Annotated in this window: 12 protein-coding genes; 5 read left to right on the top strand and 7 right to left on the bottom strand. The window is 44.8% G+C overall.

Annotated elements, in window-relative coordinates; genetic code table 11:
- Positions 1-51: 51 nt before the first annotated feature.
- Entirely contained in the window at positions 52-1,545 is a 1,494-nt protein-coding gene (locus FAM09_RS28525; RefSeq protein ID WP_136580581.1) for a GH3 auxin-responsive promoter family protein, read from the bottom strand.
- 426 nt (positions 1,546-1,971) lie between these two features.
- On the opposite strand from FAM09_RS28525, the gene rplU reads away from it, so the two are divergent.
- The 4 genes from rplU (at position 1,972) to FAM09_RS28505 (ending at position 8,588) form a co-directional block, all read left to right on the top strand.
- Positions 1,972-2,274 (top strand): 50S ribosomal protein L21, encoded by a 303-nt coding sequence (gene rplU, locus FAM09_RS28520; protein ID WP_136580580.1) that lies wholly within the window; start codon positions 1,972-1,974, stop codon positions 2,272-2,274.
- A 159-nt stretch (positions 2,275-2,433) separates the two neighbouring features.
- Positions 2,434-2,694, top strand: coding sequence for a 50S ribosomal protein L27 (gene rpmA, locus FAM09_RS28515; protein WP_136580579.1), 261 nt, complete (start codon positions 2,434-2,436; stop codon positions 2,692-2,694).
- 749 nt (positions 2,695-3,443) lie between these two features.
- Complete coding sequence (locus tag FAM09_RS28510; RefSeq protein WP_136580578.1) at positions 3,444-6,875, top strand: pyruvate carboxylase; 3,432 nt, start codon at positions 3,444-3,446, stop codon at positions 6,873-6,875.
- A gap of 33 nt (positions 6,876-6,908) precedes the next feature.
- A complete protein-coding gene (locus FAM09_RS28505) occupies positions 6,909-8,588 on the top strand; it encodes a DNA polymerase/3'-5' exonuclease PolX (RefSeq protein WP_136580577.1) in 1,680 nt (559 codons plus the stop codon).
- Between the two features lie 182 nt (positions 8,589-8,770).
- On the opposite strand, the gene FAM09_RS28500 is transcribed toward FAM09_RS28505, so the two are convergent.
- The 3 genes from FAM09_RS28500 to FAM09_RS28490 are packed head-to-tail and all read right to left on the bottom strand — an operon-like array spanning position 8,771 to position 14,517.
- Complete coding sequence (locus FAM09_RS28500; RefSeq protein WP_136580576.1) at positions 8,771-12,544, bottom strand: sensor histidine kinase; 3,774 nt, start codon at positions 12,542-12,544, stop codon at positions 8,771-8,773.
- A 5-nt stretch (positions 12,545-12,549) separates the two neighbouring features.
- Entirely contained in the window at positions 12,550-13,332 is a 783-nt protein-coding gene (gene mazG / locus FAM09_RS28495) for a nucleoside triphosphate pyrophosphohydrolase (protein WP_136580575.1), read from the bottom strand.
- 12 nt (positions 13,333-13,344) lie between these two features.
- Positions 13,345-14,517, bottom strand: a complete 1,173-nt coding sequence (locus FAM09_RS28490; protein WP_166437298.1) for a DUF3667 domain-containing protein — start codon at positions 14,515-14,517, stop codon at positions 13,345-13,347.
- Between the two features lie 121 nt (positions 14,518-14,638).
- Between FAM09_RS28490 and FAM09_RS28485 the strand changes: the two genes are divergently transcribed.
- Positions 14,639-15,475, top strand: a complete 837-nt coding sequence (locus tag FAM09_RS28485) for an RHS repeat domain-containing protein (RefSeq protein ID WP_136580573.1) — start codon at positions 14,639-14,641, stop codon at positions 15,473-15,475.
- 119 nt (positions 15,476-15,594) lie between these two features.
- Here the strand turns inward: FAM09_RS28485 and FAM09_RS28480 are convergent, their stop codons facing one another.
- The 3 genes from FAM09_RS28480 to FAM09_RS28470 form a co-directional block, all read right to left on the bottom strand.
- The gene (locus tag FAM09_RS28480; RefSeq protein WP_136580572.1) at positions 15,595-18,192 is read right to left on the bottom strand and encodes a sodium:solute symporter family transporter; all 2,598 of its coding nucleotides are present in this window, start codon (positions 18,190-18,192) and stop codon (positions 15,595-15,597) included.
- A gap of 137 nt (positions 18,193-18,329) precedes the next feature.
- Complete coding sequence (locus tag FAM09_RS28475; protein WP_136580571.1) at positions 18,330-19,271, bottom strand: dihydrodipicolinate synthase family protein; 942 nt, start codon at positions 19,269-19,271, stop codon at positions 18,330-18,332.
- 22 nt (positions 19,272-19,293) lie between these two features.
- Positions 19,294-20,466, bottom strand: coding sequence for a sialidase family protein (locus FAM09_RS28470; protein WP_136580570.1), 1,173 nt, complete (start codon positions 20,464-20,466; stop codon positions 19,294-19,296).
- Positions 20,467-20,488: the final 22 nt, after the last annotated feature.

The raw sequence follows: 20,488 nt of genomic DNA, 5'->3' as shown, positions 1-20,488 counted from the left end.
GGTTTCAATAATTTGTTAAGTAAGCAGTATCAGACAGCCTTAACGTTAAAACTACTCTACATATTTTTCAAGTGCCGATGCAATATTACGATCATTACTCAAACGCGGCACTTTATTTTGACCACCTAATTTACCAATGGATTTCATATAATCAATGAACCCATGCTTCTTAACCGGGCGAATATGTAATGGCAACAATATGTTACCGGTGATGAGGTCGTTGTAATAGATATTTTTATTGCGCAAATTCACATCTACCTTCTCTGCAAACCGGTCGAGGTTCTCGGGTTTGTTCTCAAATTCAATGAACCACTCGTGGTACGATTTTCCTTTGCCCTGCGTGATCATTGGCGCCACAGTGAACTCCGTAATATGTACACCTTCTTCTTCTGCGGCCTTAATAAGGCTTTGTTCTACTTCTTCCCCAATTACGTGCTCGCCAAATGCCGAAATAAAATGTTTGATACGACCTGTTACCACCAACCTGTACGGATTGGTAGAAACAAATTTAACCGTATCGCCAATATTATACCCCCATAACCCGGCATTACTGTTTATAAGTAGGGCATAATTCTCCCCTACCTTCACGTCTTTCAGTGATAAGCGGGTTGGATTGGCATTAAATATTTCATTAGCCGGAACAAACTCAAAAAATATTCCGCTGTTTGTATTCAACAATAAACCTTCGGCATCCTGCGAATCCTGGAACGCCATAAACCCTTCCGATGCAGGGAACGTTTCAATAGCTGCTACCTTTCCGCCAATGCTCTCGAACAATTTGTTTCTATAAGGTTCGAAGTTTACGCCGCCATGCACCAGTACCGAGAAATTGGGAAAAAGCTCTTTGATCTTTTTTCCACTCTTCTCTATCAGCCTGTCGAAATACATTTGGGCCCATGGTGGAATACCACTGATCAGGGTCATATCCTGGGTAATGGTTTCTGCCACTATTCTATCGAGCTTGGTTTCCCAATCGTCAATACAATTGGTTTCGTAAGAAGGCAATTGATTCTTGCGCAGGTAACTGGGCACATGATGGTTCACGATGCCGCTTAATCGCCCGGTGGGGATGCCTCCAATGCGCTCGAGCTCGGGCGAACCCGATAGAAAGATCATTTTGCCGTCGGTAAAATTGGTATTACCCGATTCGGCAATATAACACAGCAAGGCATTGCGGGCCGTGTTGATATGATTGTCGATTGATTCTTTACTGATGGGAATATACTTAACCCCGCTGGTAGTGCCGGAGGTTTTGGCCAGGTAAATAGGCAGTCCTTTCCAAAGTACGTTGTGTTTTCCTTCCTTTATTTTTTCAATATAGGGCTTGAACTGTTCGTAATCCCGCACCGGTACGGCCTGTACATATTCTTCATGCACGTTTATGTCCTGCAAATGGTGGTCTTTACCAAATTCAGTTGCCTTACCTGTTTTAAGCAGCTCTTTCAGGATGTTTTCCTGGTCGGCTACTGCCGTGGTCATGCCCTTTCTAATACCTTTATATATATAATGGGCAAAAGGTTTTGCCAGAAAAGATTTTATTTTCATTGAATCCCGTATTCCATCATTAGGAAAAACAAACCTACGTCAATTAGTGAAATGCGCAAAGAGTGATTTATTGTAAAATAAACCCCGGTTAATATTAACTGCTTCAACTTCTGATTGTTCGATGGCTAGGTTCCCAAGTTTTTGAAATTCAGGACCAGTTTGATGGATTGATTGTTGGATGGCTGGATGACTGGGTTCCCGGTTTTTAGGGATTGGGGAGAATATATAATATAATACAGCTTTCGGCAGGCAAACCCATCAGGCCATTAAAGCCATTCAGCCATCTAAACTGCTAAAAATCAATATTTATGATATTTTATCTCATAAAAGTTGCATTTTTACTGTATAAATTCTAAAAATTTCCCTGTTAAACCCTTCACAATCTGCTGCAAACCCTTACCTTTGCACTCCTAATTTTGGAAACCTATGTTTGCAATAGTTAAAATCGCCGGACAACAATTTAAGGTTCAAAAGGACCAAACTTTATATGTACCGCGCGTTGACGGTAAAGCCGGAGACAAAGTGGAATTTTCTGAGATCCTCCTGTTAGATAACGAGGGGAAACTGTCAGTAGGTAGTGCTGTAAAAGGTGCTGTTAAAGCTGAGATCCTTGACCAGGTGCAAGGCGATAAAGTGATCGCTTTTAAAATGAAAAGAAGAAAAGGTTTCCGCAAGAAACACGGTCATCGCACGCAATACACAAAAATTCTGGTAACAGGTATCGCTTAATAAATTCCAAAACATAAATCTCAAGCTCCAAATTCAGAGAAAAAGTGAATTCGGTTTTATTTGGGATTTGAAATTTGGTTCTTGGATTTTTATTTGGCTCTGTTATTTGGTTTTTGGAATTTTTAAATAAGTCATTTTCAAATTTTCAATCTATCTACCATGGCACATAAAAAAGGGGAAGGCAGTGTAAAGAACGGTCGCGACTCACAAAGCAAACGCCTTGGCGTTAAAATTTACGGTGGTCAATCTGCTATTGCAGGTAACATCATTGTTCGTCAACGTGGCACTGTATATCATCCCGGAAAAAATGTTGGTATCGGAAGAGACTACACCATCTTTGCATTAACTGACGGTGTTGTTGAATTCAGAAAGACCAAGAACGATAAAACTATCGTAAGCGTAGCAGCAGTAGTTGCATAACCTAAGCGGTTGCATTACCTGTTAGTTGTATAGTGTATAGTGAATTTTTTACAAAAAGTAAAAAAAGTTTTGGCGGTTTGAAATAAGTTTTTATTTTTACACCAGTTAAATTCTATTTTACTAACCGTTAAAATTCACAAATCATGGCAACTAAGAAAAAAGCTGCAAAAAAAGCTGCAAAGAAAGCCGCTCCTAAAAAGAAGAAAGCTGCAAAGAAGAAGAAATAACTTCAGCTTTTTGGAAGCAAAAAATATCAAAGTTCTCCCGATCGGGAGGACTTTTTTTTTGTACCCCTTCGATCCTTCGACTCCGCTCAGGACAAGCCGCTCAAAATTTAACAATCGCTGAAACCCGCCCCCAGCCTGTGTTTCAACAGAAATTAAAAATTAAGAATGAAAAACAGAGAAATGAAAAAGGGAATACAGGAATATCGAATATTGAATGCTCAATGTAGAATGTTGAAGTGAAGGAGGAATTGGAAATGAAAATGAAGAAACAAATCCTGATAGCCATTCTCTTCTTATTTTTACACCACCTTTAGGGGAACTCTTCCATTGTTTACACAGATGTATGTTGTGATTTGCTTTCTGATGATGCTATAGATCAGATCCTATACCCAACCACCCTGGTACCGTTTTTTCATCGTCACATGTGAAAATTGTTGAGGCGCTTGCTCAATTGCCGTAGTTTATGGCTCAAAAAAAGGTTTTCCTTTATCGAATAATAAACAAAAACTACAACTGCTTGTCATGTTTAAGAAAATTCTCGTTGCCAACCGTGGCGAAATTGCGATTCGGGTACTGCGTGCTGCTACTGAGTTAAATATTAAGACCATTGCCGTCTACACATTTGAAGACCGGTATTCTCTTCACCGCTACAAAGCCGATGAAGCCTACCAGATCGGTAAGAACGATGATCCGCTGAAACCTTACCTCGATATTGAAGAGATCATTCGCGTTGCCAAACGCGAAAACGCCGATGCCATCCATCCCGGTTATGGTTTCCTGTCAGAAAATGCCCGGTTTGCTCAAAGATGCGCTGAAGAAAACATTGCTTTTGTTGGCCCTACCGCTCCCATCATGGAACAACTAGGCGATAAGATCGCCGCCAAGAAAGTTGCCAAACAAGCAGGCGTGCCTATGATCGAAGACAGCCAGGCAAATATTCAATCTACCGAAATTGCATTACAGGAAGCCCGTCGCATTGGTTATCCCATTATCATTAAAGCTGCTGCCGGTGGTGGTGGCCGTGGCATGCGCGTGGTACGCAACGATGAAGACCTGGAGAAAACCGTGCTTGAAGCGCGTAATGAAGCTAAAACCGCATTTGGTAACGATACCGTGTTCTTCGAAAAGTTTATTGAATCGCCCAAACATATTGAAGTGCAGATCCTCGGCGATCATCATGGCAATATCATTCACCTGTTTGAAAGAGATTGCAGCGTACAACGCCGCTTTCAGAAAGTAGTGGAAGTAGCGCCGGCCATTTCTTTACAACCAGCCACACGTCAAAAACTGCACAACTACGCCATTCGCATTTGCAAACAGGTGCAGTATAATAATGCGGGTACCGTGGAGTTCCTGGTTGACAAAGCAGAGAACATCTATTTTATTGAAGTGAACCCGCGCATCCAGGTTGAACATACCGTTACCGAAGAAATTACCGGTATCGATATTGTAAAAAGCCAGATCCTGGTAGCACAGGGCTATGCGCTTACCGATGCGCCTATTAATATTACTTCGCAGGAACAACTACAGATCTCCGGCGTGGCCATTCAATGCCGCGTAACCACCGAAGATCCTTCCAATAATTTCAAACCCGATTTCGGAACGCTGATCGCGTATCGCAATGCCGGTGGCCCGGGTATACGGCTCGATGAAGGCAGCTCCTACCCCGGCGTTAGCATTTCCCCTTTCTTTGATTCTTTATTGGTGAAGATCACGGCCAGTGGCCGCAACCTGGCAGAGACGTGCGACCGGTTGGTGCGTACGTTAAAAGAGTTTCGTATTCGCGGTGTAAAAACCAATATTGCCTTTTTGGAGAACGTGCTGCAAAATCCCACGTTTCAAAATGGCCAGGCGACTGTTGATTTTATAGATAATCATCCCGAGCTGTTTCAATTGGTGCCCCGTATGGACCGCGGTACCAAAGCGCTGCAATACCTTGCTGAGATTATTGTGAACGGCCATCCCGATGTACCAACTGTAAATCCTACTGTAACATTTCGCACACCGGTAGTACCCGATACCGTGCAACAACATATTACCAAGGGATCAAAAGACCGGCTCACCGAAATGGGCCGCGAAAAATTTATACACTGGCTGAAGAATACGGGCAGCATTCAATACACCGATACCACGTTTCGCGATGCTCATCAGTCGCTACTGGCAACGCGGGTACGTACTACCGATATGTTGAAGGTGGCGGAAACCGTGGCCAAAAACCACCCGGAGATCTTTTCGCTTGAAATGTGGGGCGGCGCTACTTTCGATGTGGCCCTGCGCTTTTTGCATGAATGCCCCTGGCAACGCCTGCAACTGATGCGCGAACGCATTCCCAATATTTTGTTCCAGATGCTGATCCGCGGTTCTAACGCGGTGGGCTATACTGCCTACCCCGATAACCTGGTGGAATCCTTCATTGAGGAATCCTGGAAGAACGGCGTCGATATCTTCCGCATCTTCGACTCGTTAAACTGGCTCGAAGGCATGCAGGTGAGCATTAATGCAGTGCGCGAAAGAACGGGCGGACTGGCTGAAGCCTGCATTTGTTATACCGGCGATTTTCTTGATCCGCAACGCAATCAAAAATTCAACCTGCAATATTATCTCGACCTGGCTAAACGCCTGGAAGATGCGGGCGCGCATATCCTGGGCATAAAAGATATGGCCGGTTTGTTAAAGCCTACCCAGGCAGGCATACTCGTACAGGAACTGAAAAAAGCGGTTGACATACCCATTCACCTGCATACGCACGATACGTCATCCATTCAGGCAGCTACTTACCTGAAAGCGATTGAAGCGGGTGTTGATGTGATAGATGTGGCGCTTGCATCTATGTCGGGACTAACCTCGCAACCTAATTTTAATTCCATAGTGGCCATGATGAAGGGCCACGAACGCGAATTGCCGGTGAACCTGCATAAATTGAACGAGCTTTCCAACTACTGGGAAGATGTACGCGAATACTATTATCCGTTCGAATCGCAATTAAAGGCCGGTACGGCGGAAGTGTTTGACCATGAAATTCCGGGTGGACAATACTCCAACCTGCGCCCACAAGCCCGCTCATTGGGTTTGGAAAACCAGTTTACCAACATCAAGAAGAATTATGTAGTGGTGAATAAACTGTTTGGCGATATTGTTAAAGTAACGCCTTCATCGAAAGTAGTGGGCGATATGGCCCTGTTCATGACGGCCAACGACTATACCGAACAGGATATCTTTGAAAAAGGGGAAACCATTTCTTTCCCCGATTCGGTGATCGGCTTATTCCGCGGCGACCTTGGACAAACACCGGGCGGTTTTCCTGACACCTTGCAAAAGCTCATTCTTAAAAATGAAAAACCATTTACCGACCGGCCCAACGCACATTTACAACCGCTGAACCTGGAGAAGGAATGGAAAAAATTTGAAGCCAAATATGGTAACCGGTATTCCAGCCTCGATCTGTTATCTGCGTTGTTCTATCCAAAAGTATTTGATGAATACCATCAGTTTAAAAGTACGTTCGGGGAAGTGTACTATGTTCCCTCCCCTGTTTTCTTTTACGGTTTGAAGCCCAATGAAGAAACGCTGATAGAACTGGCGCCCGGCAAAAGCATACTCATTAAATTTTTACATATGAGCGACGTGGATGAGAATGGGTACAAACAGGTGTTCTTTAAACTGAATGGTCAAACCCGGTCGATCTTTATAAAAGACAAAAGCTTTACCTCTATAAAGCCTACCCACAGGAAAGTGACCGCGGCCAATGAGATTGGCGCGCCGCTGCAGGGCAAGCTCTCCAAGATACTGGTGAAAACCGGTGATAGCGTTCAAAAGAATACGCCGCTGTTCGTTATCGAGGCCATGAAAATGGAATCTACGATCGTAGCGCCCCAGGCAGCGGTAGTGAGGAATGTTGTTTTGAATGAGGGGGTGTTTGTTGAACAGGATGATGTGGTGGTGGAGATTTCTTAATTTAGCACCCAGTTCAAACCTACTACCACAATTATGGTTGATAATTATTTCATTGCCGAACAATTCTCCCTGCTGGCCAAACTAATGGACATGCATGGGGAGAATTCTTTCCGGTCGAGGACCTATTCCAGCGCCGCCTTTGCTATTGAGAAAGTAACACAACCGCTGGCAGAAATGCCGGAAGAAAAACTGGTATCTATCAAAGGCATTGGCGATTCGGTAGCCAAAAAAGTTATTGAGATCCTGCAAACCGGTAAGCTGCGTGCACTGGAAGAAATTATTGCGAAAACGCCGCCCGGGGTGTTGGAAATGATGAACATAAAAGGGCTGGGGCCTAAAAAAGTGGCAACGATCTGGAAAGAAATGGGCGTTGAATCGGTAGGTGAGCTGTTGTATGCCTGCAACGAGAACCGCTTATTGCTATACAAAGGTTTTGGTGAGAAAACGCAGAAGAACGTACAGGAGTCCATTGAGTTTTATATGAAAAGCCAGGGCAGCCACCTGTATGCTGAAACTGAAGCCTATGCTGTAGTAATTGACGCCACGTTAAAAAAGCAATTCCCGCAACGGATGTTTGCCCTTACCGGACAATTCAGACGTCAATCAGAGATCATTGACCGGCTGGAATGGGTAACTACAGCCACCGAAACAGAATTGCTCGCGTTTCTCGGCGCCAACAACTACACCACCCGCGAAACGCTGGAAGATATTTTCAGTGTGATGGGCCCCGAGAATGTTTTGTTGAAATTCTACAGAGCTACAGCCGACAACTTCTATACCATTCTCTTTCGAACCAGCGGCAGCGAGGAATTTATAACGGCTACGCAGGCCTTGCCCGAATGGAATAGTACTGCTTCGTACAAATCGGAAGAAGAGATCTTTACCGCCCTGCAATTACCGTTCATTGCCCCGCCGCTGCGCGAACAGGCCAATGTGCTGAAAACGGTAAAAAGCAATCCGGTAACCCTGATAACACCCGGAGACATTAAAGGTATCATTCATACGCACAGCCAATGGAGCGACGGTGTGCAATCGATAGAAGAAATGGCAAAAGCCTGTATTGATAAAGGTTATGAGTACCTGGTTATAAGCGACCACAGCAAAAGCGCCGCGTATGCCAATGGATTGACCGAAGAACGCATTCGCGAGCAGCACCGGTACATCGATGAGCTGAATGAAAAGCTGAAGCCGTTCAAAATCTTCAAAAGTATTGAATGTGATATCCTGGGCGACGGCGCACTGGATTATTCCGACAATGTACTTGGCACCTTCGACCTGGTGATCGCTTCGGTACACTCCAATTTAAAAATGACGGAAGAAAAAGCGATGATGCGGTTGCTGAACGCCATCCGCAACCCGCATACAACGATCTTAGGTCATATGACAGGCCGGTTGTTACTCAGCCGTCCCGGTTACCCGGTTGATCATGTAACCATCATCAATGCCTGTGTAGAGCACCAGGTGGTGATTGAGCTGAATGCCCACCCGCGCAGGTTGGATATCGACTGGCGCTGGATTGATTATGCCATTGAAAAAGGCGTATTGATCTCCATTGACCCCGATGCGCACTCGGTAGAAGGATATGACGATTGCCGTTATGGTGTGCTGGCCGCACAAAAAGGCGGATTATCGAAACAGCAAAATCTTAGTAGCTTTAGTTTAGCTGAGTTTGAAGATTATCTGGCGAAACGAAAGAAAGCTAAGAATATATAGGGAACAGTTTGTTGTTTGTTGTTTGTGGTTTATGGTTTGTTGTTCTTTTAATTCGGGGTTGCCCTGTTTATTTGAGCACCCTAAACTTCAAAAATCAGAAATTCTAATTTAATGAACCTGCTCAAAATGCGGAGCAACCACAAACAACAAACAACAAACTACAAACTACAAACTTACTTTTATCAATTCGCTCTTAACAACGGTATCTTAACATAGAACGTAGTTCCCGCGCCTTCCTTGGTCACAAACCAGATCTCTCCTTTAGCCTGTTCCACAATACCCTTACTCATTGCCAGGCCTAAACCCGTGCCTGAAGTTTTGGTAGTAAAATTGGGCGTGAAGATGCGCGATTGCGTTTGTTCAGGAATACCATCTCCATTATCGGTCACACTTACGGTAATGTACTCACCGTTTAATTGCTCATTCATCCTGATGATCCGCTGGTCGCGGTTGGCACAGGCTTCCACGGCATTCTGCAGTAAATTGGTGAACAACCGGTTCAACTGCGTACGGTCGGCAAACAGCAATACCCGTTGTTCAACCGGGTTCCATCTAAAGTCGAGGTTACCGCCCGTATTGTATAAACTGGCCAACGATTGCAGCATTTCGTGCAGATCAAATACTTCGTTTTTCGGATTACCGATATTGGCAAATTGCGAGAAGTCGGAAGCGATCTTCGACAGGTGATCAATTTGCTCAACCAGTGTTTTGGCCACATTGGTCGTGAGCACTTTTACATCGGTTGAATTATTATCGATGGCTTTCTGCAAATATTGAATGCTCAGCTTCATGGGCGTAAGCGGGTTCTTGATCTCATGCGCTACCTGCCGGGCCATTTGACGCCAGGCGCTCTCCCGCTCGCTTTTGGCTAATGCTTCGGCACTTTCTTCGAGCTTTTGCACCATCTTATTGTACTCTTTTACCAATACCCCTATCTCATCATCCCGTTTCCATTCAATGGCCTCGTTCACTTTACGCAGGCCCACTTCCCGCATTTTCTGACTGATGATGGTAAAGGATTGCGTAATGCGGTTGGTAATCACCAACGCTATTCCACCCGCTATCAGGAAGATGAATGCGTTCAGGTTAATGACCGTTACCACGAAGTTGGAGATCTCCTGTTTCAACTCGGTTTGCGTAGTGTACGATGGTATATTCAAAAAGGCAACGGCATGCCCGCGTTCGTTGCGAATGGGTGAATAGATACTCAGATAATCCAGCTTACCCACCTGTTCATTGGTCACTGTTTGTATCTGTTGTAAATGGTACAACCGGTAATATGCCAGCGGGTTCATTTTAGTACTTAATACCCCGCTTGTATAAATATTCGTTTCCTGGTTGCTGGTAACCCTTAATCCTCCTACGGTATCATAAAGGTTTACATCCATACCATGCACTTCAGAAATTTCCTGTATCAACCGCTCCATTTGCTCGTTGAACACCGGTTCATAGAATAAAGAGTCTGCCCCCAAAGGATGTTGTTGGTTAATATGCGACTGCACCTGGTTCACCATGATCTGCATGGCGCGGGTAAGCCGGTCCTGGTTATTACGCTGATACCGGTTAATGAAGAAAAGAATGGTTGCCACCCCGATCACGATAAAGGACAGCAAACTTACCATCAGGATCGTACTGTGAATTTGCGACCGGATGTTTAACTGCATGTACTGTTTCAATATCGACCAATGCAAGCGGCTTCGGATGATAATGGAACCGAGCCGGTAAAATGCCAGCAGGAACAAAAAGGTACTGAACAGGTAAGCGAACAAGGTGATGGCCTCAATAAGTGAATTCCTTTTGCGGGCAATGATCACAACTTTATCTGAAGAAGGCCGGTGCCACAATTCTTCAAAAGAATTATTGCGGCGGCGTTCAAATTCTTCCGTTGGTATAAGCCAGTTGGCCAAATGAGTTGGAAAGGCATAATCGTTGTAATTCAGGATCAGGTTGCGGGTACTGTCGTAAATGGCGTATGAGTACACGCTGGAATACTGTTCAGGCAGCAGGACGCTGTTTTGCCTGAACAATTCCGGTGTTAACGCTTCGGTTTTGTATCGCCGTGGATCGGCCAGTATGAATATAGAACCCAGTTTTTGCTTTCCATCGTTAATTTCCCGTTTGAAGATGTAGGCGAATTTATCGAACGAACGTTCAAAGAACCGCATACCTGGTATGGCTGTTTTCTTACCCTGGATCTGGAAGATCGTATTCAGGGTATCGTATGAGGCCTGTTCATCATTGTACAGGGGCACATCGGAAGAATCGAACGTGAAGATCCTGATATTATATTTATAATTTATCAGATCGCTTTTTCGTACAATGCTGTCTTTAAGATAAGCATTGGTTTGCGGCTTGCTGAAGCGGGCCATGTTCTGCACCACGAAATTGCTGTCGATATACGCCATGTTAACACTCAACAGGTGCTCACTGGTAGGATCGGCCTGCAACGCCAGTTTTGCTGCAAAACGTTTGCGGTCTTCCAGTTCAAGTTTTCTGTTCTCAAAAATGATCACGGCCGACATGGAGAAAGAGAACACAAACAGCCAGAACAATACTTCCGAAACATTCAGCCTGAAGTTAAGGCCGGCAAAAATGCGTTGTTGCATCAGCCACATAAATGCCAGCAACCAGAGCAATACATACAGGTTCAGTTCTACAATACTGTGGTTACCGGTTAGTGACAATATCATTAATCCAATAGCAGCGGCAATTATGAACATAAAGTAATTCCGGTCGCCTACCATTTTTCCGGCCACGGTCAGTAAGATCTGCGACATGAAAAAATAGCTCAGCGCCAGCACAGCCAGCACCATAAACCCTACAAAACTATATGGTGTTGCAATTAAACTGAAGAAGTTGGTAACGTTAAAAGAGATCTTGGCATCCGATACCATGGTTTGCAAAATGGCGGCAAACGTAAAGGTTACAATTACCAGGGCGCTTACCGTTACCACAAGCACCAGCCAGTTCGCCCAGGGTTCGGGATAAGGGTGGATAGCCGGGATATTTATACGCCGGTTAATGAAGGTGAGCACCCAGCATAACAAAAGGGCATTGATCAGCAGATCGCCGAGCGAACTTAAGATATAACTGGACCCATAAATAGAGGGATCGAACAACTCGAACTGGCGCAAGGCAAGAATATCAGGAAAACCATACACAATTAACCGCATGGCGCCAACCGCACCGGCCAGCAGGGCTATGCCATACCAGATGCCATAATTACGGCAAACGTAATCGGCCAACTGGTGCAGAAATAAAAACAATAGAGAAAACCCGGCTATCACCACCAGTATCACCCACGTGTTATGTGGGCGGCCGTTCAACGTGTTTTGCTGCAGATAGAACAATACATCGCCAGCGAGGTTTTTTATCGGGAAATCGGTTACCGTATTGGAGATGTCAACCTGCCGTGTAGCGCCTTTCAAATCAACAAACTCCTTCTGCAGATTTTCCGTTTCCACATTATACTGCCATTTCCTCATTACCGGTATCAGCGCTTCTGCGATCAGGCGCCGGTCGTTCCGCAGATACAATACGCGGGCAGTATGAATATAAATACCATTTGAGAGCCGCTCAAGTCGGCTGCTCATACTGTCCTCTGATAAATTTTTAACTGGTAGAATTAATTGTGTATTCCAAAAAAGCAGTGCAGGTGGTACATCAAACTCTGTTTCATCGTATATGTATAAACCGTACCCCTTTTCCGTATCCAGCAAACCCTGCAGCGTGGCATCGGTATAAGTTTGATCAACGAGCGAACCCATTAAGGTCGTATCGCTGGTCAGTTGCTGAAAATCTTTTTCCTTTTCCTGGATCCTGTTTTGAATAAGACGGGCAAAATAACGGGGCGAGGTAACATCGGTAACATACCTGTTCAAAAAATAACCGAGGGTAAACAGGGCTATGGCAGCCAATAATGTATACGTATGCCTGTTTAATAATTTGTGCTGCAAATGCTTCAATTATCGGGGTTTTGTTTTTTTATCGAGTTCCAGATGGCATCCATTTCCGCCAGGGTCATATCGGCCAGGGGTTTCCCCTGTTGTAACGCCACCTGCTCCATGCGGGTAAACCGCGAAATAAATTTTTTATTGGTCTTTTCGAGTGCGTTCTCCGCATCTATCTGCAAAAATCGTGCGTAATTGATCAGGGAAAACAGCAGGTCGCCAAACTCCTCTTCTATACGGTGCTTTTCATTGGCGGCTACCGCTTCATGCAATTCCTCCGTTTCTTCGGTCACTTTATCCCAAACCTGGTCGCGGTTATCCCATTCAAACCCAACCTGGCGGGCTTTTTCCTGCAAACGGGTGGCTTTTACCACTGCCGGCAGCGAAACCGGCACACCGCTCAGCACCGACTTCTTCCCTTCTTTTAATTTCAGCTTTTCCCAGTTCTGCTTTACTTCCTCCTCATCCTTAACCTGCACATCGCCATAGATATGCGGATGGCGGCTGATGAGCTTCTCGCAAATGCCATTAATTGCCTCTGTGAGGGTAAACTGTTGCTGTTCAGCCCCAATCTTTGCATAAAATACTATATGCAACAACAGATCGCCCAGTTCTTCTTTTATTCCCTTCCAGTCGTTTTCGGTGATGGCATCGGCCAGTTCGTACATTTCTTCTATTGTTAACGGCCGTAATGTTTGCTCGGTTTGCTTTTTATCCCAGGGACATTTTTCACGCAGATCGTCCATTATAGTTACCAGTCGCATAAATGCTTCGCCCACCGCTTGTTGTTGCATAATCTCAATTTGTTAAAGTTTATATACGGCAAATAAAAAGAATACCGTGAACAAAAATATGATGGACCAGAAAGCAAGTATGTTCAGGATAATGAATTTGAGCAATGTTTTTCCAATGCCCTGGCCATAAAATTTAAGCATAGCCAAGAATGCATAAAATATCCCGTATAACAATACCACTGCTTCCAGCCAGCCGATCCAGCCCCAGCCCAGGGTATCCTTTATTTTGTCTACTCCAAAGTACACTAAAAGATCAATGAAGGTAAAGATATACAGGTATATTAAGAATATGCCGTGTGTAACATACAGGAACTGTTTGCGCCGGTAGTACAGTAGCTTCAGATAAAAGGCATACAATGGCAATGATACAAACAACAGGTAGGGAAATGTATGGGTGAATTTTTGAAGCAGGTCACTCCAAAGGGCCCGCTCATTGTCCTTATATCGTGCTTTCAATTCTATTTTGCGATGTTCAACCTTGCGTTCAAGCCAGCTATCCCGCTGATCGGCAGGCAGGGTTTTCTGTACAGAATCATATTGACTGATGCTGGTATACTGTGTTTCAGAGTAGGTTACATTGATATCAGGGCCTTCCTTTCTTTCTTTTTCCTTCTTTTCTCTTGCTTCTTTTTTCTTCCGGTACTTTTCCTTCCATTTATCAGTTGTGCCAACTGTATCTTCTTCATCTTCTTCCAGCGCTAAAATGTACGGTTTAACTGCATTGTCGAAGGCGATCTCTATAACCGCAGAATCGCTTTTGTCTTTTGCACTGGCCAGCGCCTCTATTTTAGCTGAGTCAAGCGTATTTTTGGCAACTTTCGCATTGTCTGCTTTCATTCTCTTCTGGTCCCGCTTTTCGGCCCAGTTAAAAGTGAACATGGAATAAAAAATAATAAAAAATACAGCCGAAGAAAAAACATACATCCTGATGGGATGCAGGTAACGGGCACGCCGGCCTTCAATGTATTCTTTTGGTAAGAAACCGGGGCGGGTTATCAGGTATTTAGTTGTACTGAAAAATTTGCCGTCGTAATGGGTAATGTCGTAAAAAAAATGGCTGATGAGGCCCCATACTGTTTCTTTTGGCTCAATATTTTCCTGTCCACATATATGACAATACCTTCCATTTAGTTCAGCATTACAATTCAGGCAAATTTTCTCATGACGTTCTTTACTATGTGACAAAGTGGAAATTTTAACTAAAAATAAGGAAACGGGTTATTTTAGAGAAAAATTCACATAGACGTTGTATTATTGGACCAAATTATTCGTTACTAAAGCGCTAAAAAAATAAGCTGTTTATAATATGACCAGAATATTGGGGTTAACTCTTCTTATTAGTTTTATTGCTCATACAGCATACAGCCAGCACTATTACAATGACCTGGTGATGACCAATGAAATTGTCAAAAAACGGGCTGTATACCTGGCCAATAAAGTGCGCTCGGTGAAAATGACCAGCTTCGATAACAATAACCAGCCCATTGAAGGTTTTGGCGGTTCGCAAACCGTATCGGCCAACTTTGCTACGATCACTACCGAAACCACCACCAGCCTGAGCGGTAAAGACGAGATCACGCATTATTTTAACGATAAGGGACAGTTGATCCAGAGCATCGATACCACCGACGGCAATAAGGTAGTTATTCAATATACGTACGATGCCAACAACCAGATAAGCGGCATTACCAATATGTCGTTTTCACCCGGTGGGTATACAACCCGGGAACAACATTTCTGGTTTTACAACAAAGCAGGTAAGCCCGAAAAAATGCTGAAAATAAAGGGCGGTTCAGATACCACTATTGTGAATTTTAAACTGGATGAAAAAGAGAATGTGAGCGAAGAAAGAAGCGTACATGCCGGCAATGAACAACCAGTGGTTTATTATTATTACGATGATAAGAACCGGTTAACCGATGTGGTAAGATACAATAGCCGCGTTAAAAAATTATTACCCGATTATATTTTTGAATACGATGAAGCCGGCCGCATTGCCATGATGCTGGTTACTACCAGCGGCGGCGTAGATTACCAGAAATGGTTTTACCGGTACGATGAAAAAGGATTAAAACAGAAAGATGAGTGTTTTAGCAAGAACAAAATGCTGATCGGGAAGATCGAGTATAGTTATAAACTTTAGCGAGTGGTCAGTGGCAAGTAGCTAGTGGGGAAGGCCAATTGAGGGGATGGCCGATAAAAACCGAAGCCTGAAAATAATTGAGTAGGAAGGTAGCAAGTAGTAACCCTACTCGCCACTTGCTATTTACTACTAGCCTTATACTGTGTTGCTTTTTTACCAGATACCATTATACTAGTAATATACGCTACCAGCACACAAATGAGCACTGCCACTACGGGATACAGGAAGAAATTTATGATGCCTGCTGCCTGAATAAAATACAGGCTGATGGCGCTTACAATAAAACCTGTTATAATTCCGGTACTGTGAATACGCGGGAAGAAAATGCCCGCCACGAACATGCCCGCCAGGCAACCGCCAAATAACCCGATTATTTTAATGTACTGGTCCCAAATAGAGGCATTGCGCAGGTAAACCATGTACACTGCAATCAAACAACCCAACCCGCCTAACACTACGGTTGCATAACGGGCAAAAACAAACCGTTGCCTGTCGGTACTGGCAGGTCGAACACTTTGATAAAAATCGGTAGTAATGACCGTGGCAATGGAATTCATGCTGCTACTGATGGTTGACATGGTGGCCGCAAACAACCCGGCAATCACTAACCCGGCCAAACCCGAAGGCAACTGGTTGCTGATATACCAGGGGAATACATCGTCGGTACGGCCATGCGGATTTAATGCGGCCGGATGGTGTTTGTAATATACCCATAACGCAGTACCTACACTGAAAAAAATAAGTGAGGCAGGTATTACCAGGATGGCATTGGTGTAGATTGATTTCTTAGCTTCTTTTTCGGTAGAAGTGGTGAGATAGCGTTGCACCACTACCTGGTCAGAAGAATAAGTAACAAGCTGGGTAAGAAATCCACCGATAAACACTACCCATAACACCGGTTCGGTGATCGTCCAATCAGTGATGGCCAGCCGGAATTTATCGTGCTGCATGGCTTCAGTGAACAATTGACCAAACCCGCCATTCATAGAGCTGGCAATAAAAAATAAGGTCGCCAGCGCGCCGCCCAGCAGTACACCCACCTGCATTACTTCTGTCCAAACCACGGCTTCAATGCCACCCGATACGCTATACGCAGTAGTGATCAGGCTGGTGCCAATGATACAAACAAAAATATCGATACCGGTAACCGCACTCAGCACCAGCGCCGGTAAATAAATAACAATGCCCAACCGGCTAACCTGGAACAATACAAACGTTAAGCTGCCCAGCCATTTCACTTTTCGGTTGAACCGGATGTTCAGGTATTCGTAAACACTGGTGAGTTTGAGTTTACGGAAATACGGCAGATAAAAATACACGACTATCGGCGCCACCACCACAATCATTACATTGTTCAACAGGTATACCCAATCGGTGGCATAAGCTTTGGCAGGAATGGCAATAAAAGTAAGGGCGCTTAATTTAGAACCAAAGATGCTCAACCCCGCTGCCCACCAGGGAATTTTTCCGCCGCCCAAAAAGAAACCACTGGTAGTGCGTTGCATATTGCGCGATACAATTACGCTGATAGCGATCACCAGCAAAAAGTAAATGCCAACAATGGTCCAGTCGAACAGGTAGAAACCACCGGGAGGCTGTATGGGAGTTGCCATCAATACCCGGTTGGTACGGGTACCGGGGCGCACTTCGCCACCTGGCAGCACCAGGTTACCATTCCAAACAACCGAAGTTGTGGTAACCGGCGCCCAGGTACTGGCATTGGGGTTGCTCTCCACATCTGCCTTTTTTTCGGTAAGCACCGCTCCTATTGTGCTCCATGAATCGGTAATAGAATTATACATCCATACCTCGCGCGAAAAGCCCGGATGCTTTTGCTGCAGCGACGCATTCTGATCAAAATAGTTTCCGTTATCGCCGCCAAATACCAACAAATGCGTTTGTCCGGTAGTAAATGCAGGCGATGGCGCTGCTGCTACTGATTGTGGCAGATCGGCAATGCTCCGCCAGCCGGCGGATTTACCGGGCACATACTTGTACGCATCTTTTAAAAAGGTACGGTGAACCGTGCTAATGCCTGGCTGTTTCGACAATGCAACACCGCTTATTAAATAGAAAGCACCTTCCTGTGCACCAGCTACAGCCAACATTCTACCCGCACCAGGCCAGGGTTCTAAAGTCGTCCATGCCCGTTGTGCCGCAGGTTGTAACAGATCCAACACCCAATAATTTTTTTCAGCCTGGGTTGCCCCTGGTTCTTTTATGCCACCAGCTATATATAGTTTGGAACCGATAATAATGCCGCAGGCGTTGGCAATGGTTGCTGGCAAGGAAGGCAGGTTCTCTGTTTCGATTGTTCCATTTTTATAACGCAACATCAACACCTCACTGTAATGTTTTGTAGCGTCACTGCCGCCGGCGATGATCACGCCATCCTGCCAGGTGCAGGAGACGCCATATGCTAATGGATGGGGCAAGCGACCAGCTTCTTTCCATTGGCCATTGGCCTGCTCCAGCACAAATATTTTATCATACCAGGTTTTAACGCCACCATTCCAGGGCGTACCGCCTACACCGAAGTTGGAACCACCGGCAACCAGCAACGCGCCGTTAGATACGCCGGCAAAAGAACCGGCAAAACCCACCTGGTCTGGAATAGCGGTCAATTGCGCCCATTGGAGGTAGGGTTTGGTGGTATCATTCCCGAAGCTGGTTAAACTTAGAAGGAGAAGAAATATATGTAAGAATCGTTTTTTCATATTCGTTCGTTAAAGCTAGTAGTAAGTGGCTAGTGGCTAGTAAGGACCTTACGGGTCACTCGCCATTAATATTGGGCCTCGCTTTTATCAGCTATTCCTTTTTTGGCTTTCCCCACTAGCTACTCGCCACTCACCATTTAAGATACAACAGCCGCCTTCGGCTTACAAACCCACTCAAAGAAACCAATATTTCTCAGATCGGTTTCCAGCAATTTGTATTCATGCACTGCAAACGGATTCAGCGGATAGCGCACATTGCCGCAATCGCAACCGATCAGTTTCATCATCGCTTTTTGCGCCCGCAATCCGCCATACTTTACAATTATTCGTACCATTTCTACGGAAATATATTGCAGTCGTTGCGCTTCTTTCAGATTACCATTATTAAACTCTTCGATCAATGCATTGTATAAAGGCGCAATAAAATTATAGGTACTGCCAATAAAACCTTTTGCACCGGTAGCCAAGGCGCCTAACAACATTTCATCGGTACCATACAAAATGTCGTATTTATTATTGTTGAAGTTAACACATGCCTGGTAGTCATGGATCAAGGGGGCAGTATATTTAATACCGGCAAATGAAGGGATGGCCTCCCCTGCTTTCTCCAGCAATTTTACCATATCGAGGCTGATCCCGGTTAAAGCCGGAATATTATAATAGTATAATGGCAATGACGGTGCGCCTTTTGCAATTTCCTGTAAACACGATACCAGCAGGTCAATGGAATCTACTTTAAAATATGTGGAAGGCGTAGCAGAAATACAATCTGCGCCAATCTCTTTGGCATGGGCTGCCAGTTCACGCGCTTCTGTTATACTGTTATGCCCAACGTGCACAAATACCAGTAATCTTTTATTCGCTGCTTTTACAAATGCTGCTGCCAGTTGTTTTCTTTCTTCTGTGGTAAGAGAAGGGCCTTCACCGGTGCTGCCGCAAACAAACATACCTTTCACCTTATTATCAATTAAAAGGTTCACTATATCTGGTACTTTGTCGAAATTAATGGTTCCATCAGCATGCATAGGTGTAAAAGGTGCAGCTAACAATCCGGTAATGTGACTCGTGGATGTGCTCATTATTATATTAAATTGAGTTTTTTTATCTTTTAAACAATTCTTTTGCTTTCAATTTTTGAAACAGGATGGTTTCATACGGATGTTTGCGGCCTGCTTCGTATAAACAATTGATGGTTCCATCGGGCAAAATGGCCATAGAGGAATAGGCCGACGGGCCTGCAAATAAAGTACGGATCACCGGCCACGTTTGTCCTTCATCATAACTTGCCCTGATGGTCATGTTGAGCCGTTTGGCTGAAGCCGGATTCAGAAACAGCATGCAACTTTTTGTTTTTTTTGTGGGCCACGCATACCGGATAATACTTGCCTGGCAAACCGGTTCTACCAACGTGGGTACATCATACGGGCCCGTCCAGGTAATGCCGCCATCATAACTGAGCGCATGCGCGCGACAAAAGCGCTGAAAATATGAGCGCATGTTCATGAGCAACGTACCATTGCCATCTGCCACTTCTATTACCTGGCATTCGTTCATCTTTGGGGTAATGGTACCGCCCAATTGCCAGGTAGCGCCATGATCATCACTATGAATGCTATGCGAACCCATGTTAGGATGGCCCTGTTTTGGAACGGTGGTTGAATCATCAAAACTATAATCACAGGGAATCACCAGTCGGCCTTTGTGTGGGCCATGCTTTATTTGAATACCAATGCCCGGACCGGTTGCATACCAACCCCACTCTTTCTTTTTAGTGGTAGCGGTAAGATCTTCGGGCGCCGACCAGGTTATACCATCATCATTGCTTCTGCTTATCCATACGGTGCGGGTACTGCGGCTGATCTTCTTTATAATTTCTTTTTCTTTATCATCGCCTAAGTTGTGGGTCATTAGCAAACAAATGGCGCCGGTTGTTTCATCTACCACCGGGCAAGGATTACCGCAGGTATTGGTGCTATCGTCCCAGATAACCTGTTGCGCGCTCCAGGTACGGCCGCCATCGGTTGAGCGTTTTAGTAACAGGTCAATATCACCGGCATCGGCGGCATTGTTCTTTCTGCCTTCACAAAATGCCAGCAGTGTGCCTTTTGTGGTTGTTATAATAGCTGGAATACGGTAGCTTTTATACCCGTCCGTGCCAGACACAAATAACGCCAGGGTATCTGGCTTGTCATTGGTCTGAGCACGAACGGGAATCGGTAACCATATGATCATCACAAAACCAATAAACCAACAATACGTTTTTATTTTTTGCATAGTTTGAAGCTATGTATGAAAA

The sequence above is a fragment of the Niastella caeni genome (genome assembly GCF_004834005.1).
GTDB classification, from domain to species: domain Bacteria; phylum Bacteroidota; class Bacteroidia; order Chitinophagales; family Chitinophagaceae; genus Niastella; species Niastella caeni.
Note: the sequence above shows the minus strand (reverse complement) of the source record. Positions and strands in the feature narration are given on the sequence as shown.